This is a genomic window from Knoellia sp. S7-12, assembly GCF_040518285.1.
In the GTDB taxonomy this organism is placed as follows: Bacteria; Actinomycetota; Actinomycetes; order Actinomycetales; family Dermatophilaceae; genus Knoellia.
The window spans coordinates 1,468,124-1,487,082 of sequence record NZ_CP155449.1; the positions used below are offsets into that span (position 1 = coordinate 1,468,124).

At 64.4% G+C, this 18,959-nt stretch carries 23 protein-coding genes; 11 read left to right on the top strand and 12 right to left on the bottom strand.

Features of this window, described 5'->3' with window-relative positions; translation table 11 throughout:
* Nucleotides 1-323: 323 nt before the first annotated feature.
* Complete coding sequence (locus tag V6K52_RS07095) at nucleotides 324-929, bottom strand: mobile mystery protein B (protein ID WP_353953180.1); 606 nt, start codon at nucleotides 927-929, stop codon at nucleotides 324-326.
* Nucleotides 930-1,016: 87 nt separating this feature from the next.
* Nucleotides 1,017-1,520 carry a mobile mystery protein A gene (locus V6K52_RS07100; RefSeq protein ID WP_353953181.1) on the bottom strand — a complete coding sequence of 168 codons (504 nt, stop codon included), beginning with the start codon at nucleotides 1,518-1,520 and terminating at the stop codon, nucleotides 1,017-1,019.
* 748 nt (nucleotides 1,521-2,268) lie between these two features.
* On the opposite strand from V6K52_RS07100, the gene V6K52_RS07105 reads away from it, so the two are divergent.
* Entirely contained in the window at nucleotides 2,269-2,658 is a 390-nt protein-coding gene (locus tag V6K52_RS07105) for a hypothetical protein (protein ID WP_353953182.1), read from the top strand.
* Between the two features lie 266 nt (nucleotides 2,659-2,924).
* Complete coding sequence (locus V6K52_RS07110) at nucleotides 2,925-3,365, top strand: hypothetical protein (protein ID WP_353953183.1); 441 nt, start codon at nucleotides 2,925-2,927, stop codon at nucleotides 3,363-3,365.
* 109 nt (nucleotides 3,366-3,474) lie between these two features.
* On the opposite strand, the gene V6K52_RS07115 is transcribed toward V6K52_RS07110, so the two are convergent.
* Entirely contained in the window at nucleotides 3,475-3,780 is a 306-nt protein-coding gene (locus V6K52_RS07115; protein WP_353951502.1) for a hypothetical protein, read from the bottom strand.
* A 118-nt stretch (nucleotides 3,781-3,898) separates the two neighbouring features.
* Here V6K52_RS07115 and V6K52_RS07120 point away from each other — a divergent pair, with 118 nt between their 5' ends.
* Nucleotides 3,899-4,105: a hypothetical protein gene (locus tag V6K52_RS07120; RefSeq protein WP_353953184.1), complete on the top strand. Its 207-nt coding sequence runs from the start codon at nucleotides 3,899-3,901 to the stop codon at nucleotides 4,103-4,105.
* A gap of 159 nt (nucleotides 4,106-4,264) precedes the next feature.
* Here V6K52_RS07120 and V6K52_RS07125 read toward each other — a convergent pair whose 3' ends face one another.
* A complete protein-coding gene (locus V6K52_RS07125; RefSeq protein WP_353953185.1) occupies nucleotides 4,265-5,689 on the bottom strand; it encodes a hypothetical protein in 1,425 nt (474 codons plus the stop codon).
* An 845-nt stretch (nucleotides 5,690-6,534) separates the two neighbouring features.
* On the opposite strand from V6K52_RS07125, the gene V6K52_RS07130 reads away from it, so the two are divergent.
* From V6K52_RS07130 to V6K52_RS07150, 5 genes are all read left to right on the top strand, one after another.
* Nucleotides 6,535-6,663, top strand: a complete 129-nt coding sequence (locus V6K52_RS07130; RefSeq protein ID WP_353953186.1) for a hypothetical protein — start codon at nucleotides 6,535-6,537, stop codon at nucleotides 6,661-6,663.
* 149 nt (nucleotides 6,664-6,812) lie between these two features.
* The gene (locus V6K52_RS07135) at nucleotides 6,813-7,730 is read left to right on the top strand and encodes a tyrosine-type recombinase/integrase (RefSeq protein ID WP_353953187.1); all 918 of its coding nucleotides are present in this window, start codon (nucleotides 6,813-6,815) and stop codon (nucleotides 7,728-7,730) included.
* A 136-nt stretch (nucleotides 7,731-7,866) separates the two neighbouring features.
* On the top strand, nucleotides 7,867-8,313 hold the full coding sequence (locus V6K52_RS07140) for a hypothetical protein (RefSeq protein ID WP_353953188.1): 447 nt from the start codon (nucleotides 7,867-7,869) through the stop codon (nucleotides 8,311-8,313).
* 515 nt (nucleotides 8,314-8,828) lie between these two features.
* On the top strand, nucleotides 8,829-9,155 hold the full coding sequence (locus tag V6K52_RS07145) for a hypothetical protein (protein ID WP_353953189.1): 327 nt from the start codon (nucleotides 8,829-8,831) through the stop codon (nucleotides 9,153-9,155).
* A 631-nt stretch (nucleotides 9,156-9,786) separates the two neighbouring features.
* On the top strand, nucleotides 9,787-10,026 hold the full coding sequence (locus tag V6K52_RS07150; protein WP_353953190.1) for a hypothetical protein: 240 nt from the start codon (nucleotides 9,787-9,789) through the stop codon (nucleotides 10,024-10,026).
* A gap of 117 nt (nucleotides 10,027-10,143) precedes the next feature.
* On the opposite strand, the gene V6K52_RS07155 is transcribed toward V6K52_RS07150, so the two are convergent.
* On the bottom strand, nucleotides 10,144-10,713 hold the full coding sequence (locus V6K52_RS07155) for a SigE family RNA polymerase sigma factor (protein ID WP_353953191.1): 570 nt from the start codon (nucleotides 10,711-10,713) through the stop codon (nucleotides 10,144-10,146).
* Nucleotide 10,714: 1 nt separating this feature from the next.
* Nucleotides 10,715-11,143, bottom strand: a complete 429-nt coding sequence (locus V6K52_RS07160; protein ID WP_353953192.1) for a hypothetical protein — start codon at nucleotides 11,141-11,143, stop codon at nucleotides 10,715-10,717.
* 743 nt (nucleotides 11,144-11,886) lie between these two features.
* Between V6K52_RS07160 and V6K52_RS07165 the strand changes: the two genes are divergently transcribed.
* Nucleotides 11,887-12,171, top strand: a complete 285-nt coding sequence (locus tag V6K52_RS07165; RefSeq protein ID WP_353953193.1) for a hypothetical protein — start codon at nucleotides 11,887-11,889, stop codon at nucleotides 12,169-12,171.
* 46 nt (nucleotides 12,172-12,217) lie between these two features.
* On the opposite strand, the gene V6K52_RS07170 is transcribed toward V6K52_RS07165, so the two are convergent.
* From V6K52_RS07170 to V6K52_RS07185, 4 genes are all read right to left on the bottom strand, one after another.
* Entirely contained in the window at nucleotides 12,218-12,493 is a 276-nt protein-coding gene (locus V6K52_RS07170) for a hypothetical protein (protein WP_353953194.1), read from the bottom strand.
* Nucleotides 12,494-12,841: 348 nt separating this feature from the next.
* Complete coding sequence (locus tag V6K52_RS07175; protein ID WP_353953195.1) at nucleotides 12,842-13,288, bottom strand: IS110 family transposase; 447 nt, start codon at nucleotides 13,286-13,288, stop codon at nucleotides 12,842-12,844.
* A gap of 26 nt (nucleotides 13,289-13,314) precedes the next feature.
* A complete protein-coding gene (locus tag V6K52_RS07180; protein WP_353953196.1) occupies nucleotides 13,315-14,109 on the bottom strand; it encodes a transposase in 795 nt (264 codons plus the stop codon).
* Between the two features lie 362 nt (nucleotides 14,110-14,471).
* Nucleotides 14,472-15,458 (bottom strand): IS481 family transposase, encoded by a 987-nt coding sequence (locus tag V6K52_RS07185; RefSeq protein ID WP_353953197.1) that lies wholly within the window; start codon nucleotides 15,456-15,458, stop codon nucleotides 14,472-14,474.
* A gap of 78 nt (nucleotides 15,459-15,536) precedes the next feature.
* On the opposite strand from V6K52_RS07185, the gene V6K52_RS07190 reads away from it, so the two are divergent.
* Nucleotides 15,537-16,469: a cold shock domain-containing protein gene (locus tag V6K52_RS07190; RefSeq protein ID WP_353953733.1), complete on the top strand. Its 933-nt coding sequence runs from the start codon at nucleotides 15,537-15,539 to the stop codon at nucleotides 16,467-16,469.
* 133 nt (nucleotides 16,470-16,602) lie between these two features.
* Nucleotides 16,603-17,097: a hypothetical protein gene (locus V6K52_RS07195; RefSeq protein ID WP_353953198.1), complete on the top strand. Its 495-nt coding sequence runs from the start codon at nucleotides 16,603-16,605 to the stop codon at nucleotides 17,095-17,097.
* Nucleotides 17,098-17,211: 114 nt separating this feature from the next.
* On the opposite strand, the gene V6K52_RS07200 is transcribed toward V6K52_RS07195, so the two are convergent.
* Entirely contained in the window at nucleotides 17,212-17,499 is a 288-nt protein-coding gene (locus V6K52_RS07200) for a hypothetical protein (RefSeq protein WP_353953199.1), read from the bottom strand.
* A gap of 165 nt (nucleotides 17,500-17,664) precedes the next feature.
* A complete protein-coding gene (locus V6K52_RS07205) occupies nucleotides 17,665-18,750 on the bottom strand; it encodes a Fic family protein (protein ID WP_353953200.1) in 1,086 nt (361 codons plus the stop codon).
* Nucleotides 18,751-18,959: the final 209 nt, after the last annotated feature.

Consider the following 18,959-nt stretch of genomic DNA (forward strand, 5'->3'; position numbering starts at 1 on the left):
GGTTTCGGGACGGTGGTTCAACTGTTTCCCCTGCGTAAAACGGTCCTCACACGAAGGCGTCCACCGCGGTGAGGACTTTGACCTTCGGCGCTTCAGCGCCCCGCGCAGTCCTTGGTCGTGGCCGCGTCGAGTGCTGGCTCTTGGTGCCTTGATCGCGATCTCGTGGATCGCGTTTGCCGATCTCATTCCGCGAGAGCCGTCCGTCGACGGGAGACCGGCAGTGCCGTCATGCCGGACGCACTCTCTTGCCGATGACCGGACGCGAAGCACGAGGGCCCGTGAGGTTGCTCCTGCCGGAACTCGGTAATGCCTGTCGTCACCGATCAAGTCCGAACGAATGTCGCAAGGCTGGTGTAGTCGCCGTGATCTGCGGCACGTAAGGCCTTGATGTAGTCGGCTCGGACCGCGCTAACAACGCCGAGGTTGGCACCGCCGCCCCAAGAGAACGGGACCCCGCCCGCCGCACGAAGAATCAGGTCGGTCATGAGCCGTGAGTGCCTCCCGTTTCCGTTGGGGAACGGATGGACGAGGACGAGCTTGTGATGGAACATCACCGCAGCTGCATCGACATCGACATCAGAGTCGCTGGCGAACCAGTACTTGGCGTCTTCGACAAGATCACGGACGGCCACGGAGATGCGGATGGGATCGATGCCGATGGACTTCTCTGTTCTGCGGTAGCTACCTGCCCAGGTCCAAACGCGTCCGAACATGTCCCTGTGTAGGTCTCGGACGGTCTTGTCGTCCAGGAGCCGGTCCAGCCTGTTTCGTCGATCGAGCCATCTATTGGTGGCGGCCAGGATGTTGTCGGCCTCAACCTCGTTGAGGTCTTCCCGAGTGGTGACCCACGCTTGTCTCAGACCTTCGAGTTCCTCATCCTCGAGCGGCGTCGCGCCCGCAGGCTCCTGCCCCCACCCCGCACTGAGCATCGGCGTGCAATCTTCAGACTCGGGCAGCGTGACGAGCGGGCCACTGCATGTCGAGGAAGACCAAGACGAAGAAGATCACCAAGATGATCACGACGATGAGGGTGGCGCATTGGTGTCGTCACCCTCGTTCCAGAGGCCTGGTGACTGTAGGTAGAGATCAGTCATCATTTTCACCCGTGCTTCGAGTTTGGCCCCTCCGAGCGCCTGATCCTCCAGTGCCATCGTGTGCGCAACCCGATTGACGCGCTGGAGCGCGCGGTGGCGCGCTTGATCGCCGACGATTTCGTGCAGCGGACGGCGCGGCACAAGTGCGTAGACCAAGTCACAATCGAGAGCGTCCGCCGCACGTGTCAGAGCGTCCAGTCCAATAGTGCCGGCGCGTTCGGATTTCTCCAGACGAGTCAGGCTCGATTGAGAGACACCCATGCGTGTAGCTAGGTCTTCGGCCCGCATTCCGAGAGCCTCGCGAATGGCGCGGATCCAGCCTCCGAAGGGACGCCTTCCTTGGGCGGGCAACTGGCGCCACGCCTCGAAGCGCTCGTCGAGGGCGGCGCGGGCGCGGGTCTGGTCGCGCAGTCGGTCAAGACCCATGGTCTCCGATCACCGTCCTCATGCGTTCTAGTTCATACAATCCCACCACTTGCATGCGCCATAATACATCAAACATGGTCTTCGTCATAGCTCCGAGCGCATGGACAACTGGTTGTCTCATGCGGTGTGCTGCCTTTGGAGGTAGTGGGCCCTCGTAGCGAGCTCGCTCGCTTATGCCGCCTAGCACTTGTCCGACGGGGCGCTACGGAGCGCCGAGACCTCATACTTCGAGACATGTATCAGCCCTCCCATCGGCAGCCTTGCGAAGACGCACATCCGGACTTCCGCGATGTCGAGGCGTTCGAGGTGCCCCAACCACTGGGAGGCAAGGACTGGACTGACGGCGAGGGTGTGACTTGGCGCCGACGGGGCCAGGGCCTCCTGACTCAACGACAGGCCCGCAAGCTGCTGAGCCGATCCGAGGTCCACGTGATGCACACGTATCTCGGAGCTGTGCACGAACACCAAGGAACTGATCGAGCCGGCCTCATCTCTGAGGTTGAAGCTTTCTGGGCGGGGGACGCGGCGCCGATGGCTACGTTCGACATGGGCGAGTTTCGCGACGAGTCTCATCGAGTGATGGTCATGATCGTCGAAGGGTGCTGAGCCCAGAAACGCCCGCTATTGCCGCAAGGCGTGCGCAGCCTGAGCATCGGACAGGGATGATGGGTCTGTGAGTAACCATGTCGCGAATCGCTGGCGGTCGTTCAGCCGGTTGCCCGCCGAGCGCGCAGTCACACTCGCGATAGTGGCTTTCCTCGCCATGGCCTTCACCGTGGGAGCGCTTCTCATGATCGGAGAGGCGGCCGCGAGCGCCCTCACCACCACCCATGGAAAGGGCGTGATTCGTTCCTGTGTCGGCGAAGACACCCGAGGGGGAGGCTCATGTCTGGTCGACGTAACAGCCCCGACGACCTTGGCTGGCCCGGCTCAGGTGGATCCGGCGGGGCCGTTCGCTCAGGCCGAGCCCGGGCAGTCCGTGAGCTTGTGGATCGACGATGACGGCTCCGTCGAGGTTGCAGGCTGGCGTGCTTGGGCTGACGCGGTTTCATTGGCTTTGGTGGCAGTCGTCGTCGTGACCGTGTGCTGGGTTATGTACCGAAACCCGCGTGAGATCGCCGCAGGCCCATCTTCGTGACGGCGGACAGTGTCGATATGTGTTTGCCGCTCATGCCGCGTTGTGCGCGGTTGCGTGTCGTTGGGTGAGGCCATCAAAGTCGGCGATGTTCCGGCTTCACGGCGATTAGTGTGTCGCCCTATGGGTGCAGGGCGGGAGGCGCGGGCACCGGACGGCATTGGTCTCGCGTTCGGGTGCCTCGGCGTCTGATCTTCGGCATGGTCCCCGCAGCCGTCCTCGGCGGATGTGCGGGCGCTCACCCAGCAACTAGCTCAGGAGGCAGCCTGATGGAACAGCGCCCAACGCGATTTACCATCCGCCCAGACGACTACCACGTGCCGTACGCCGGCACGGCCCAGGACGGCCGGAAGTTCTTCCTCAGTGAGGAACTGTTCAGCGACGCCGGCGCTTGGGTCGGCCTCTTTCTGTGGAAGGCCGATGGCACGTTTGATGACGTGCGGATCACGCCCGCGGAACGCGACCAGCAGTTGCCACCAGGGCAGGCTGGGCCCGCTCCTGGCCAGAACCACGCAACCGCGCTGCTCGCCGAGCTCGGCGAGTACCGATTGGAACCAATCACTGTGGAGCCTTTCATCCAAGCCGTCGACGGTGTCGAGTTCGGCTGGCGCGCGGATCAGGCCGATGACGGGTCGTGCCTTGTCAACATCGAACCGGGCGACTTCATCTGTTACTACGCGCCTTGGGACGGGTACGAGTACGACACCTGATGCAGGACCGCCTGAGTCAGTCCACAAACGCACAAGAGGATCGTGTGCGCAGCGACCTCTGAGCCTCTCGCTGAACGTGGTCAGGAACATCCTCTATTGCCGCGTTGCGTTAGTACCTGAACTCCACGAGGCGCTCGAACTCCACAGCGCTGTCGACGCGCTCTGCCGTGGGCCAAGGAGGTCTCTCTGCGCGGCCCGTCCACGTCAGGTGAACGAGGAAGGCTGTATCGCCAGCCGCTACCAGCACCTCGTCCTGAGGGGTGGCTTCAGCAACGACCCTCCACGGTTGCCCGTCCAACACATGTCCCGGACCGATCTCACGCGCCAGCTCCGCTTCAAGAGCGCCGGCACGGTCAGCCTCTGATCGCAGGTCCACCATTGGATCCACGAAGATGTGCGTCTCTATCCAGGCCATGACAGAACCGTAGTGACTGCGGACTGTTCGCCAAGACGGTTTGAAACGTCCGGAACTGCCGCAGATCGGTCGTGTTCATCAACGGACGTCTTCCCCGCACACCCTCTACGGTCTGGGTATGTCCCACGAGCGTTTCCTCGCCGCCGCTCAACGAGTGCTCACCGGAGACGATTCGATACGTGCGGCGAACGAGTTGGAGGGCGTCGTCATTGACGACTACCCAGGGGACGAGCGCGTCGATGAACTCGGCGCGGTCCTAGCGCTCTACTCGCCTGGCCAGGGCACCCCGTATACCGACGTGGGTGAACTTCACACCGCCATCTGAGAGGCGTCCGTTCGCCTGGAGTACGCGTCGGACAACTAAGCGTCCGGAATTGCCGCGAACCGGCCTGCGGTGCCGAGGGGTGGAACCAACCTCGGCTCCAAGCCTGTTAGCTGCTTCGAGTACGAGCTTTCTACGTTCCCTCGCTCGCCGCGTCGCCCACTACGAGATCACGAGACTGATGCAGGCAACGACGAGCGCGACAAGACTGACCGTAAGGACGATGCGCTGAAGCCTGAGATCGGTGCTGATGGCGAGAATCGAGGTTCTACTGACAAGCTGGTCGCGGATTCGAGGTTCGAGATCCAAGATCCATCTTGAGCGGTCAACCACGTTCTCAGCGAGGATCTGCAGCAGGGGAGGGTACTTCTCTTCCCCGCCCTGTCTCCAACCGTCCGCCGTGATTGGCTCTATGGATTCGTCGCGCCAGCGAAAGTCATCCGACGCCCACTGCTGAAGTTCAGTGGCCACGAGCGACGCATCGAAAGACACCGTCGTAAGCGTGGTGTGCGTCGCATCGAGCACATCGAGGGCGCGGCGTTGCGTCTGAGCCGAAGCGAGCTGGTCGCGTAGTGCACCGAGGCTTCCCTCGTATTGGACAAGCAGACAACTAGCTGCCCACCGTATGACAAAGCCGTCAAAGGTTTCTGCCAGCCGGTGTATCTCGTTTGGATGTGGTTTCGGCATGGACGGTTCGTCGGCGTCCACCTCGGAGAGCCGGCACGCAGCCACCATCGTCCAACTGACGTCGCTTGCGTGCCATGGCTGCGCAAAGCGCCAGCCGGGAGTTTCTGCGGACTCCCAGGAATCGAAGTTCCGATCGATCGAAAGGATGTGGGTGTAGTGGTTCATCCGCGCGAGACCCGACATATGGCTATCCCTGAGTGGCTCCGTCAACGTCGTCGTCAGGAACTCGATGCCGGGAAGTGCGGCGAGCCCGAAATCTCGCGCGAAGGTGCCGGCAAACGACTGAGCAACCCAGGCAGAGGCAGACTCCACTACCCGTGAGCGTTCAAGACGCACCTCTTCGATCTTGCGGTGGGTGGCCGACACGTACGCCGTCATGCGGCCACGCTTCTCCAGTCGCAAGTAGCGATTTGTGCGCAATTGGTCGTCCAGGCCAAGAGCAGATTCGGCGCGCAGAATGAATGTGCCGACAAGAAAGACGAGACTGGGAGTGGGCGAGAATGCCTTCAAGATGACCCGGTCGAAGTCTTCGGGCAGGTCAAGAGGGACATCGTCCATCCACTTGCGCTCGATGTCGCGCCGATGTCCGGCGCCGATGTACAACCAGCCGCCGGCGCGACTTGTGCGCTGCACCTGTTCTACCCACCCAAAGAGGTCTTGGCCAGCTGCCATTCGGCTCTCCGCGTTGATACCGAGGGCACGGCAACCCTCGACCAGGCCTTGGACGTCGCCGCCAACAAAGCACTCAGCCACTTGGATACATGGACGACCGATACTCTCGGCCAGCGGAGGCGTGGACTCCTCGTTTTCCTGTTCGTCCCTCCAGCGCCAGAAGTCGATTTCACCTCCCTCGGGAAGCAGTTCCTCGTAGCGCGGCGGGGGGTCGTGTTTGATTACCACTTGCTCAACGTAGCCAAGGGTCCTCGATACATTGCCCACTTACGTCACTTCTCGACGCAAGGCTGTGCACCGTGTCAGTCCTCGGGTTAGGGCCGGGTGGGGCCTCGGGTGGCTCGCCGGGCGGACGCATAGTCTGGAACGCACTGTCATGCCGCAGATCGGGCGGTCGCTCCGCCTGATGAACGTTGATTCATATTGCTGCGTGACTCACTCCTCTGCTGGCGCGAAGGCGATCTCGTTGTCATCGAAGTCGACGACCTGGCGATCGCCAAGGGGTGAGCGCAGCGTGACACGGACGCTGTCCCTGCAATCGTCGCGACTCCTGCCAAGCCACTGGCTACTGACAGCCCGAACCCGCACCTTGGTCGCGCCCTCTTCCACCTCAGCCCGCGGGTTCTCGTTGCATGAGGCGACACCTAGATCGAGCTGGGTTGAGTCGGGGCGACCGGAGGCAACAGTGATTTCTCGATCCCGGCCATTCCATCCCAGCAGGACGAGCGCCACGGCAACGAATAGGGCCGCTGAGAAGAGCAGGTGCCACCTCCGCATTACGCGAGGCTAGGCGAGATTCGTTTCGTGGCGCAATAGCCGCAGAATCTGCGTGTCCCTCGTCGCTTGGGAAACATCCTGATTTGCCGCGGATCGCGCGCAATGCGATCTTGCCGATGAGCGTCCTCTATGGACCGCGGTTCTCAGCGCCCTCGGAAAGGTCCGACTAAAACGGCACATGCGGTCGGACGGGTGGAGGGGCGGGACGCGGAACTCGTGAGCGACGTAGTCGACGAGGTTGCGATGTCGGTAGGCACTGGCAGCGTGGCGGCAGGCAACTGAAGGAGGTGAATCGAGTGACGAAGAAGAGCAGCGGCGGCAAGCCGTCGAAGGCGACCCTTTCGAAGGCCGGTAAGACGCTTGCGTCGGATGGGCCGTCGAAGCCGGCCAAGTCCAAGGCAGGAAAGACCCTTGGCAAAGGCTGACCGCAGCCGGCAGCTCGTAGCTCCGTTTACTACGCGAGCTGCCGGCCGTAGTTCCAAGCGGGCGACGAGCACGCGACCGCGCGGCAAACTCTCATGCCGGGCATGGTGCGAAGCGTTGACCGTCGCTGACGACGGGCGGAGGCTACAGAATGGCTACTTCTCAGATTCTTGTACCGGTCGTCTTGCCTCCGGTCTCCGACCGTCTTCGTCACGCCGTCGCTGCCTACCTCGCACGCTTCAAGGGGCAGTCGCGCGTGCACACCGAGTCCGACCTGCGCTCTTTCACCACCTGGTGCGAGGAACGCGGTCTGGACCCCCTGAGCGCCCAACGCCCCCACGTCGAGCTCTATGTGCGGTGGATGCAGGAAGTGCGCCGCTACAAGCCCTCCACGATCAGCCGACGAGTCGCGGTCGTTGCGGGCTTCTACCGAACCTGCGTCATCGACGAGATCTTGGCGCACTCCCCGGCAGAGTACGTCCGCAGACCAAACGTCCCACCGGAATCACCCACCCTGGGCCTGACTCACCTGCAGTTCGAGGCGATGCTCGCCACCGCCCGCACATCACCGAACAGCAACGACTTCGCACTGGTGGCGATGCTGGGACTGCTGGGCCTACGAATATTTGAAGCCTGCGGCGCAGACATCGAAGACCTCGGCGAAGAACACGGCCACCGCGTCCTCAAGGTCCGTGGCAAGGGCGGCAAGGTTGTGCTGACGCCCCTACCACCGGCGGTGTCCCGAGCCATCGAATGCGCCACCGCAGACCGGGAGTGCGGGCCGATCCTGCGCACCCGGCGGGGCAGCCGCATGGACCGACACTGCGCCACCCGCCGCCTGCACCGCCTGGCTGAGCTGGCGGGCGTAAGCGCCGCGCGCATGCACCCGCACATGCTGCGCCACACCTTCGTGACCACCATGCTCGACGCCGGTGTCGACCTGCGCGACGTGCAGATCGCCGCCCGGCACGCAGACCCCCGCACCACCATGCGCTACGACAGAGCCCGCAAGAACTTGGACCGCCACCCCAACTACATCCTCGCCGCCTACATGGCTTCCGGAACCTGACCGAACCGACGGGCCTGCCCAGTTGCGCATCTGCGCGGACCTGCCGAGTTGCGGATGTCGAGTCGCACGTTCGAAGCGCCACGTCGAGCATGCGGCATAGCGCGCCTCCAGAACTCAACCTCGGGACAATGGCCGAATGCGCGACAATCTGGACCCCGAGCAGAGCGACATGGACCAAGCGTTGCTCCGCCTCCTGACCGAGGCCCTCGCGTCCGTGCCGACCGGAGCCGCGACCATCCGCCAGCACTGGGACGAGGGAGGAGGCATGTGGTCAGTCGAGGTGCGCCCCCGCTCGGCATCAGCAGCAAACCTCGACATGGGCTTCGACGGGGACGACCTCCTGAACGTCAACATCGGCAACATCTGGTTCGAGGTCTTTCCCGTCCGATCGGTTGATGACCTCACCTATGCCAAGGAGATCGCTGAGGCGGTCTTTGCCGGGCGCTTGGAAGAGAGCGGCCCCGCGTCCGAGGCCTACGGGCGGCTCCTGCTTGAGGATGGCCCCGTCGCAGTTGGCCGCGTTCATCTGCCGTGGCCCTGGAAGGCACGCCCCCTCAAGCGGCGGTACACCCCGTACACCTGAGTAACCCTCAGTGAAGGGATACGTCCTCTTTTGCCGCGATCAGCACACCCGATACGTCGCGTGGGACTCCACCCAGGCGCCAACCTCGCGGTCCGACCAAGCGGCACTCAAGGGGCTCCGAATCGCACAACTCGACGTGTACCGTCCCCTCCGCCGCCCACGCTTGGCCGGTGTGCCGCGGGTCGATCACGAGGTACCTGCCAGTTCGCTCTTCTCTCTTGCCCCTCACGTCCCCAGTCGCGGTCAACGGTTCATCGAGGACGATTACGCACGCGCGCGCCTTGTTCTGCCCGGAATCCACTTGAAAACGGTGCCAGCCACCTTATCGACTCCGGCCAGCCACGCAGGCTCGAAGTCGTAGCCGCCGCCGACCGTGACGCGCGTTCCCTCGGGCATCTCCATGAGGCTCAGTCTTTCAACGCGACTCCGCCATCGCACTCATTTGCCGCGATCCGCGCTGTGCCCTGTCCAGCAAGTACGTCAACTTCTCGGTGGGGCGCACTAGCATCGCGAGCATGAGTTCTCTGGGGGCTGGCTCGGCACCAGTCGAAGCCGAAGTTGATGAGCCTGCCGTTCGCGGAGCTAAGGCGATGTGGACGGCAGGTTTGGCTACCGCGGTTGGGATCGCTGTCGGTGTAGTCATGGTGCTACAGCGACGCAAGGTCGCCTGTGCGGACGGCACCTTCTTTCCGGAGGGAGAGACGGACTTCAAGTGCTTCTCGCATCCCCAAGCTTTGGTCGGCACCGCCACCATCGCGGCCTTCATTGGCTTGGGAGCTCTCGTATACCTGGCCTCGATCGTCATCAAACTGCTCGACAGTCGCTCGGAGCCGCTCAAGTAGCCGGTGAGAGCATCGTCCGCTCATGCCGCGTGCAGGTAATCGCCTCGGGACGCCTTGCAGCCTGACAGGGTTTTGTCGAATGAGGGGAGGCCCCACTTTGGAGAGGCCCGAGTTGCGGATGTCGGCTGACTACGGCGCAAGCCCACTGTGGACCGATGGCGCGAGCACACCGATCGAGTGCTTCACCCTGAGCTCTCGCTTGGCTACGGAGCTTCATCGTTGGGCCCACGATTTCGACGTCACGACCCCGAGGGGGTCTCGGATGAGACGCGGTGGCTCCGTCCCCACGGACTGGGTTGAGCGCGGTCGACGCTTGGCGCGCGAACTCCAAGCCGAGGTTGGCGACGCCTTCGTCGTCATCTACGACCCGTGAGCCCGGCACCCGAGCAAGACATCCGCTCAGGCCGCGATCCGCGGTCGTGCCACTGGGGTTGACAATTCCAGACACCCCGAGTCTTCGGACACTACTTTGACGGCATGGCAACAGTCTTGGATCAAGCTTGGGCTCGGCACGTGTGCGCGGTCTGCGATCCCGTTTGCGGCTCGGCGAAGGTCGGGTTCGTTCGTCAGGTGATGACGAACCCGAACGGTGGCATTGCGGCCCTGCTTTGGGAGGCAGAGCCCCTTCTTTTTGGCGGATCGGTACCCAGACAGCGGGATCATCGACTCCTACGGGCGGGATCAGTGGCCGCCGCATTGCATCGACTATTGGATCTACCTCGACGCTGAGCGCGGTGAGGCGCTCTTCAGTGTGGAAGGCCTGGAGCCTGACGACGTTCTCGTGCAACTCACAGGCGACGGACTCGAGGACGGCCGCTCCCTGGGCCGAGTGCTCGCGCAGATCCTGGGGGTTCCTGCTCCTGACGCATGAGCCTCGATACTTCCTGTCTGACCGCCGATAGGTCGAGCCGCCGGGCGGCGAGCTGTGTCATTGAGGTGGTCAGCGTGATGAGGACTTGACCGCGAAGTGTCAGTCCTGAGCTGAGGATTAGGAGACCGGGTATGCCGACCGGCCAGCTGAGCGTTCGTCCCGCTCACCCTCGCGGGCCTGACCTTCCCCCAGCAGGACCCTGAGCTTTTCTCGGGCTCGATGGGCCGTCACCCGGACCGCTCCCGGCGAGCAGCCCAGGATGTCGGCGATCGCCGCATCCGGAAGGTCCTCGTAGTGGCGAAGGACTATGACCGCCCGCTCGCGTGGGGGCAGGGAGGAAAGCGTCTGCCAGACGTGCTCGCGTTCGACGAAGCCGGTGTCGAACGACTGCCTCACCGAGTGCAGGTCAGATGTGACGGTGTCGTGGCTGATCAGCTCGCTCGCGCTGCGCAACCGGCGCCTGCTGAGGAAGGTGTTGACCATGATCTTGCGGACATACGCGTCCGGTGACGAGGCTCGCTCCACCTTGGACCACGAGGCAAGCACCTTCGCGACGCTGTCCTGGACTAGGTCCTCGGCATCCTGCCGGTGGCCGGTCAGGGAGAGGGCGACACCGAGCAGTCGCGGCAGGGCAGCGTCGAGGTAGGCGTCCGCCGGAGGTGTGACCAGCGGGCGCCTGATCCCCATTTCAGAGCCCCTTGGCCGCAGGGAGATCTGATGCCTTGAGCTTGGCGATAATCTCGTCGGCGAGTCGGATGGCATCCTGCTTGGCTGCGGTCTCTTCTTGTCCCTGTGGCTTCGTTCGGTCCACCACGACAGAGACGATCACGTCACCCACGCGTTGAGACGCCAGGTAGGAGGTGAAGACACCGTTCCGGTGCTTGGAGAGCCAGCTGGAGGCCAAGTCTCGGCCCGTCCACGGCAAGCGTTCGTGCGGCGTGACGAATCGGCACCCGATCGTGTTGTTTTGGAGGTCCGCAAATCTCTGTGCACCCGTGCCAGGCGCCCACCCAGTCACCGTCACGAAGACGGTCCGTACGACTTCCCCGTTCTTGATCTCGTAGCCGTCGCGGGAGGCGTGTGCAACAGGAGCCGGAGCAGCGTCCATCCCGGCCATGGCGGCCTCGTCGGTAGAGTCACAGACCTGCACCAGTGACGCAGCTGGTCCGGCGGAGGAATGCTCCGTTGTAGGACCGTCGTAGACCACACCTTGGGGCAACGATTCCTGTCGCGGAATCACGGCACTCAGATCACGGGGAGTCGCCGGTCGGACAGGCTCTTGCTCAACGGCGGGGGCGGAGCTCAGCCGACCGGCTGGACTAACGCCCGTCAGACCAGTGCCCACACCCAACCAGCCAGCAGCAGCCAGACTGGCAACTCCACCGACTAGTGCAGCCGTTGCCACCGTGGAGACGAGGGTCGTGCCGATTCGACGTCGACGGCGGATGCGATAGGCCTTGGCCACTGCCCTCTCCCGCACCCCCCGGACGTCTTCGTGTCCCGTCGGGCGCGCCTGGTCGAAGGCATCTTGCAACTGCCGGTCCAGATCGTCGTTGATGATCATGTCGCTTCCCCTGATGTCGATGCGGCTGGCCCCCTGCGACCAGCCGCTCACAACTCAGACGTGGTGGCCGGTGAACAACGTTACGTCCGGGGGCGTAGAGGGGCCGCAGCGAGATGGTCGGGGGCGAGCGTGCCTGAGATGTTAATCGCCCACCCCGCCGAGCCCTGCTTGCCTACTTCGAAGCCGGCTTTGAAGGATGGAGTGGACCTATCTGACCGGGCGTAGGAAGGGCGCGCTCGTGCCGCTCTGCGCGAGGACCGTGTCCGTCTGGCCGCGCATCTGTCACGATGCCTCGCGTGATCGAATCTGCCGAGGAGTTTGTGCGCCTGCGCTCCAGCGAGGACCCGACCGAGTACAACCGGGCGGCCCACGAGGAGGCGGACGTGGCGACGTGGCGCGACGTGCTAACCCGCTTTCCCGACATGCGTGTTTGGGTAGCCCAGAACAAAACCGTGCCTCTAGAAGTCCTCGAAGACCTTCGGCACGACCCCGACGAGCGGGTGCGCTCAATGGTTAGAGCGAAGGGGACTTGGAAGCGTGCTCATCCAGAGGACTTCAAGCGACTCGGCGACCCGGTGTAGAAACGTCCTCTCATGCCGCTGATGTGCCGATGCGATCGAACGTGCGTCATTGCTCCGGATGGAGCAGGACCGCCCCGCACTCGGAGGCGCGCATCTCGACGACGTCGTCCGTGTAAAAGAAGTTCAACGGCAGGTCCCCCACGAACGGGCTGCAGTTGGTCGTGATGTGGGCGTAGTCGTCGCCGATGTCATACCCCCAAGCGAAGTTCCAGACAGTCAGTTCGCGCCCATCTCGCAGCGTCACCGTTGTGGGCATCCCATCCCGGTCGTTGAGTAGGACGATCATCGCCGCGTCGGGCTTGTCCCCATCTTCCTCAGCCATGTACCAGGACGATAGTCGCGCTGTACCCGAGTGCCCGCGTACCCACGCGTCGCGCTAAATCACTAGCTCACGTGGCAGCCTGCGGCGCACCGCCGAGAACGCACGCACATCAGCGTGAGGTGTTTAGCGTCAAGGGGTGGGGCGGGTGCCCTTGTCTCGTCGTCGGTCCCTGCATAGCGGTAATCGAGGTGTGCTCGGCAGCGTGTGATCGGGTTGTGTCGACGACGGGACGGGGCGGCCTGTGATGTCCGACGAGATACCGGTGGGGTTCTCAATGCCGCGGAAGGCTCGCCCCGCCCCAGCCCTTGGGGTGCTCCCTGTGTGAGGTGCTGATGAGCGCGAATTGGGTTATGCCGCAACCACCTCCACTGTTCGGGTGCCGTGGGCTGCGACGACGGGGTCCCACACCTGCCGGTGGGTGACGACGTAGTGGAGCTGGCGCAGGATCGCGCCGGCGATAGCGGTCTGTGCCTGCGTCGGGCTCAGCTTGTTGGTCTCTCGGGTGGTCAGGTGCCGGTAGCGGGCGGCGTACACCCGGTTGGTTTGCAGGCAGCCCCACACGGCCCGCCAGGCGGCGGCGCGCAGCAGTGGTCGGCCGGCTCCGGTGACGCGGGCGCGGCCGGTGAAGGTGCCGGACCTGCGTTCTCGTGGTGCCAGGCCGGCGTGTTTGACCACGGCTCGGGCGGAGGTGAAGCGGGTCAGGTCCCCGGTCTCGGCCAGGATCGCGGCGGCTCCGACCGGGGACAGCCCGTCGATGCTGGTGACCAGCTCGGTCAGGCCCAGTTCGTCGAGCACGGCGACCATCCGGGTCTCGGTGTCGTTCAGGCTGGTCTTGGCGTGGTCCCAGTCCTGGATGACCCAGGCGATCCGTTCGAACGCGGCTGGTCGGTGCGTGATGACCCCGCTTCGTCGGTGAGGGCGCGGAACAGGCGGCGGGTGATCCGCAGGCAGGGGCGTTGACCGCCGCGGCGGGTGACTTCTTTGCGGACGGCGCGTTCGAAACGGGCCGGGCCCAGGCGGCGGGTGCGCTCCAGGTCCCCACCGTCACGGTCCACGACCACGGCCAGGGCGGCGACCCAGGTGATCGACCTGAACGGCTGCTTCGCGGTGTCCAAAGCTGCTGGCCACACGCACTCGAGCAGGTCGCGGATCTGCTGCACGCATGCCACGTGCTGACCGATCAGTTGCTCACGGCGGGTCCCGAGGTGCCGCAGCCGACCCCAGGTCTCATCCACCGGTTCGGGCAGGTAGCAGCGTAGCTGCGCGGTCAGTCGGGCGATCAGGACCGCGTCCTTGTCGTCGGTCTTGTCGCTGGTCAGGTCCTCGGTCTTGCGCACCCACGCCGAGATGGCCGGCTGCACACACACGAAGCCCATGCCGCGTCGGTCGGCGAGCTGGCCCAGTACGCGCCACCGGTGCCCGGTCGGCTCGCACGCCACCGTGACCCCGGCGAACCCGGCCTTCGCGGCACGCTCGGCGGCCCAGTTCAGGGCGGTCCCGAGGTCCCACGCCTTGACCCGGAACGTGCGACGCGCCAACACCTTGGAATCGTGGTCGGTGACCACGACCATCTGCTTGTGATCGGCCAGGTCGATCCCAACGATCGCATTCGTCACCGGCACTGCTGATCGCAGCCGGGACAGGCGTGCGTTCCGGTTCCGATCCCCGCGCGAGACACCACTACCGTTAGACATGAACGTCCTCCTTCTGCTCTTTGGGACACCAAGCCCGACAAGCGCATCAGGAGGACGTTCCCACCGCCAGACCGAAGACGCTCAACGTCTTTCTATGCCGCTGATTGTGAGTCGAGTCGTGCCACGACCGTGCGAGCACCTGTCGGGCGCCGGGAGCCGGGCGCTGGTCGCAGTCCCGTCGGGGACACTGGGGGAACATCGACAGTAGCTTCGACAAGGAGTAAGCCGTGACCGAGGGAACCGTCCGCTGGTTCGATGCCGACCGGGGGTTCGGCTTCATCGCCCTAGGTGTACTGACCTGACAGGTTGATCAAGCGGGTGTTGGGTGGCTTGTTCCCGCAGGCGGTGTGGGGTCGGTGGTGGTTGTACTCGTGGAGCCATGCTGGCAGAGCTTGGCGTCGTTCGGTCTCTGAGGTGTAGCAGCGGGCGTATCCCCATCCGTCGGCCATGGTGCGGTGGAAGCGTTCGACCTTGCCGTTGGTCTGTGGGCGGCGGGGCCGGGTGCGTGAGTGTTTGATGCCGAGCTCTGCGCAGACGTCCCGCCACAGGTGTGACACGTACGGGGACCCGTTGTCGGACAGGACTCTGCGGATGGTGATGCCGCGGGCGACGTACCAGGCGACGGCTCGGCGCAGGACGGCGGTGGCGGTGGCGGCGGTCTCGTTGTCGTGGATCTCGGCGTAGGCGACTCGGGAATGGTCATCGATGACGGTGTGCACGAATGCGTGGCCCATCTTCGGGTTGTGGTTCTTGCTCTTCGGTTTGCCCGGGGTGGCTGTCCGGTTCTTCATGCCCTGAGCTCGGCCCACGAAGCGCCACCCGCCACCGTCGGGGATGTTCCCGAACTTCTTGACGTCCACGTGCAGCATGTCCCCGGGATGCTCATGCTCGTAGCGGCGCACCGGCTCACCGGTGGCGCGATCGACGTGCGCCAACCGGTTCAGGTGACACCTGGTGAGCACCCGGTGCACTGTCGAGGGTGCAACACCCACGTGTGCAGCGAGCTGGACCGGACCCAGGCGCTTGCGCAGCCGCAACGACACGATCCGCTTCGTCGTCGACACGCAGGTCTTGGCCGGCATCACGTGCGGGCGGCTCGAGCGGTCGCTCATCGGCTCACCGGCGGCATACCTGTCAGCCCACCGCTTCACCGTCGGCCACGAACATTGGAATCGTGCCGCGACCTCACTGATCGGCACGCCCTGATCGACGACAAGTTGGGCAACCTTAAGACGGTGACGAACCGTCAGGGCAGCGTTAGCGTGGGACATGAGGGCCTCCTGTGTGTGGCAGTGGTGACTTGGCAGTTCCACTCCACCGCGGGAGGCCCTTCCCGCGCCACTGATCAGATCAGCGGATCGCAATCACTCAACCAACGTCCCGGGTCAGTACACCTAGGTCAGGGTGCAGAGGACCTGTACGTGCATGCGTCCGAGATCGTGAGCGACGACGCGATGAAACTGCTCCGCGAGGGTCAGGTGGTCGAGTTCGAGCTCGGCGAGGGGGACCGCGGCCCGCAGGCGCGCCGCGTCCGGGTCACGGCCGACCAGGCCGCCGATACACCGCTGGGCGTGCTCGGCACCGTCTCTTGGTACGAGCCCACTAAGGGGTACGGCTTCATCACGCCCGACGACGGTGGAGCCGAGATCTTCGTGCACAGTTCGGCCATCGTCGGGGGCGGCGTGGTCTCGGAGGGGCAGCGGGCGGCGTTCCTCGTCGTCGACGGGGAGAAGGGACCGCAGGCTGACCATCTGCTGCCGTTGGGAGCCCAGACCGCCCAGCAGGCCGTGGCATCCGACGGGGCGGACGGCACCGTGTCCTGGTATGACGGGGACAAGGGCTTCGGGTTCATCACCCCCGATTCGGGCGGCCCCGATGTCTTCGTCCACGTCCGGGAGCTGGCCGACGGGCTCCCCGAGCTGGGCGAGGGGGACCGGGTGACGTACGACATCGTCGTGAGCGAGAAGGGCCCGCAGGCTCGCGCCGTGCGCCTCGCTCGCAGCTCGACACCGCGGGGCGTACCCGCAACGTCGACGACCCGGGCTCGGTCGGGACACCGGGAGGCATCTGACGTCCCGGTGCGCGGCGGCGAGGGAGTTGTCGCGCGCTATGACGAGGAGCGAGGGTTCGGCTTCATCGCCCCGGACGCGGGAGGCGCGGACCTGTTCGTGCACGTGTCGGTTCTCAGAGGAGGCGTGGCGCTGCACGAGGGCGATCGGGTCCGGTACCAGGTGCGACAGAGCGATCGAGGACCACAGGCCGACCGCGTCGAACGGGTGTGAGCGGGACCGCGGTCCGGGCAGAGCTGGTGCTCAGGCGTGGCCCGATCCGATCGCACGCTCATGCCGCTGTCAGCGCGGCTAGTGTCGGCGCATGAAGCAAGATGGTCGCGGTCCTGGGACATCAGGGGATCTCATGGCCGAGCTGGAGCAGGACCCTGCATACCGCGAGCGGCAAGCGGCCCTGGAAGCTGAGGATGAGCAGCAGAAGGCCCGCCTCGCGAAGGCGGAGAAGCCGCTGCTGGCCGACCTGGCTGCGATCGGCATTCGGACAGACTCGGCTTGGAACCTGTATCAGGACCCCGGCTCGCTCCCCGAGGCCATCCCTGTCCTGCTCGACCATCTCGAGCGCGAGTACCCCGACAAGGTGCTTGAAGGAATCGCTAACGCCTTGGACGACAGGTCGGCTCGCGACTCCTGGCACCAGATCAAGACGATCTACCTATCGACAGTCAAGGCAACGGTTCGTGATCGCCTCGCAGCCGTGATGGCTGGGATCGCCGTCCGGGCCCACTACGACGATCTGCTGTGGTTCCTCACCCAGGAGTCTCTGGGTGAGACCCGCATCTACTTCCTCGTCCGGTGCACCGCATCGGGAATCGCATGGCCCCGGGCCAGGGTCGCCGGGTGATCGAAGGTTTGGTGGACGACCCGGTGCTGTCGACCGAGGCCAAAAGGATCCTCGCAGGACGCTCTCGCAGCGAATGATCAAGCCAGCTGCTGCGCCAGTGTCCACCGGCGAAGTTCAGACGTCGAGCAGCGTGTGGTCTTCCCAGATGTCTTCATGCCCCGGGGCGAAGAGGAATCGCGACCCGGGCGGGAGGTCGAGCAGATGGGCGAGCTCGCGCCATCGCTCAAGGAAGTGCTCGAGATGCCACGGCTGAAAGAAATCGTCTGCGTCCGAGAGTTCGCCAGACCACACGTACCAACCGCTGGTCTGACCCTCAGCCGGATGGCGTAAGCCGTGCATCGGCCACTCGGCAGAACCATCGATGACGGACCGAGAGGCGCCGAGCAGCACGGGCTGGGTCATGGAGCGAGTATGACTCCGAGTCGCCCAGCCAAAGTTGATTCGCGTGAGCCCATCTGCGCCAACTTGCCGCGAATAGGTCAGGCAATCCACATCCCGTCGGCGCCACGTGGCAAGCAAGCAGGATGAGGATGAGGATGAGGATGAGGATGATCAAGAAGATGAAGATCAACCTGTTCTGGAGGTTCGGCGGGCACGCTCAGCGAAGCGGTCCAGAGCTTCGAGGACCTCAGTCGCTTGCCAGATGACGTTCCTCCTCCGACCCTCGCCGTGGACGGTCTTTGGCTTGGAAAGAGCCCCGGCCTCTTGAAGTTGGCGTAGCGCGTTGTCGGCTGCTGGCTGGGTCACCCCAAATGTGTCCTGGAGAAGCTTGGATGTCAGGGACGGCTGGCGGAGCAGGAACGGCATCACCCGCCAGGAGACCGCATCCTTGCGGGCTCGCAGGTTGGTCGCCCAGCCGTCCTGCAGCGCCCCGAGCTCAGTGGCAAGCTGCTGGCCGTTGCGAACGGCGGCGAATGCAGCCCGGTTGAACTCTTTGATGATGGGGTTTGGGTCGCCGTCACGATAGGAGGTCAGAGCGTCGTAGTAGGCGTCGGTGTCGGACAGCAGCCCGGCAGACACCGGGACCGTGGTGCGGGTGGTCGCCCCACCATGACGGAGCATGACGTGGACGAGGGCTCGGCCTCCGCGGCCGTTTCCGTCGTTGAACGGGTGAATCGTCTCGAACTGGGCGTGTGCAATGGCCGCCTGTGCCAATAGCGGGAGGTCGGTCCGCTCGGAGAACGCGCAAAGGTCCTTGATCGAACGATTGATCCTGGAAGCCAGCGGAGGGACGAAATCCGCCCGATGTGGTGAGTAGTCGGTTCCGCCGATCCAGACCTGCTGGTCGCGAAACTGTCCCGGGTCAGCTCGGTCCTGGCCGTTCATGAGAGCTTCGTGGACGGCCAAGATGTGGGTGGGGGTGAGGGGCCCGGTGAGCTCGACGGCGCGGTTCATCGCCTCGACATTCGCTTGGACGAGCCGGGCATTGGACCCGTACTTGGCCAGGCCGACGTCGGCCAGGGACAGGGCCTTGGCGCCGACAGTGATGTTCTCGATCTGTGAGGACGACGCGGACTCGGTCCGAAGCAGGACTGCGGACAGGGGGGCGAACTCCCCGTCGAACATGGCAGAGAGTTCGGCGTCGAAGCGCGTAATTGTCGCCCGTGCGTCTTCCGCCCTCGCGACAACGTCCGGGTCGATCTCGAACCGCATGCGCTTTATGGCCGCAGGCACAGCCGCTCTGTAGGGTCTGCCAACAACTGACAAACGTGCGCGATCCATCGCCGGGACAGGCGTCGTCGGCTCCCAGACAACGTCTTCCCAGGTCAGTCTCAACCCGTTTGTCTGCGTCATGTCGATCCTTACCTCGCCGATCTCTTTAGATAAGAATAACTTACTATCCTTATTTAAGGGGTGCGCGA

What these genes read in the sequence shown, in the direction of transcription:
- V6K52_RS07170 (WP_353953194.1), bottom strand. Translation starts at nt 12,493, where the DNA reads ATGGCTGAGGAAGATGGGGACAAGCCCGACGCGGCGATGATCGTCCTA.
- V6K52_RS07185 (WP_353953197.1), bottom strand. Translation starts at nt 15,458, where the DNA reads ATGTCCCACGCTAACGCTGCCCTGACGGTTCGTCACCGTCTTAAGGTT.
- V6K52_RS07135 (WP_353953187.1), top strand. Translation starts at nt 6,813, where the DNA reads ATGGCTACTTCTCAGATTCTTGTACCGGTCGTCTTGCCTCCGGTCTCC.
- V6K52_RS07115 (WP_353951502.1), bottom strand. Translation starts at nt 3,780, where the DNA reads ATGGCCTGGATAGAGACGCACATCTTCGTGGATCCAATGGTGGACCTG.
- V6K52_RS07140 (WP_353953188.1), top strand. Translation starts at nt 7,867, where the DNA reads ATGCGCGACAATCTGGACCCCGAGCAGAGCGACATGGACCAAGCGTTG.
- V6K52_RS07200 (WP_353953199.1), bottom strand. Translation starts at nt 17,499, where the DNA reads ATGACCCAGCCCGTGCTGCTCGGCGCCTCTCGGTCCGTCATCGATGGT.
- V6K52_RS07095 (WP_353953180.1), bottom strand. Translation starts at nt 929, where the DNA reads ATGCTCAGTGCGGGGTGGGGGCAGGAGCCTGCGGGCGCGACGCCGCTC.
- V6K52_RS07110 (WP_353953183.1), top strand. Translation starts at nt 2,925, where the DNA reads ATGGAACAGCGCCCAACGCGATTTACCATCCGCCCAGACGACTACCAC.
- V6K52_RS07205 (WP_353953200.1), bottom strand. Translation starts at nt 18,750, where the DNA reads ATGCGGTTCGAGATCGACCCGGACGTTGTCGCGAGGGCGGAAGACGCA.
- V6K52_RS07195 (WP_353953198.1), top strand. Translation starts at nt 16,603, where the DNA reads ATGGCCGAGCTGGAGCAGGACCCTGCATACCGCGAGCGGCAAGCGGCC.
- V6K52_RS07155 (WP_353953191.1), bottom strand. Translation starts at nt 10,713, where the DNA reads ATGGGGATCAGGCGCCCGCTGGTCACACCTCCGGCGGACGCCTACCTC.
- V6K52_RS07160 (WP_353953192.1), bottom strand. Translation starts at nt 11,143, where the DNA reads ATGGCCGGGATGGACGCTGCTCCGGCTCCTGTTGCACACGCCTCCCGC.
- V6K52_RS07120 (WP_353953184.1), top strand. Translation starts at nt 3,899, where the DNA reads ATGTCCCACGAGCGTTTCCTCGCCGCCGCTCAACGAGTGCTCACCGGA.
- V6K52_RS07100 (WP_353953181.1), bottom strand. Translation starts at nt 1,520, where the DNA reads ATGGGTCTTGACCGACTGCGCGACCAGACCCGCGCCCGCGCCGCCCTC.
- V6K52_RS07145 (WP_353953189.1), top strand. Translation starts at nt 8,829, where the DNA reads ATGAGTTCTCTGGGGGCTGGCTCGGCACCAGTCGAAGCCGAAGTTGAT.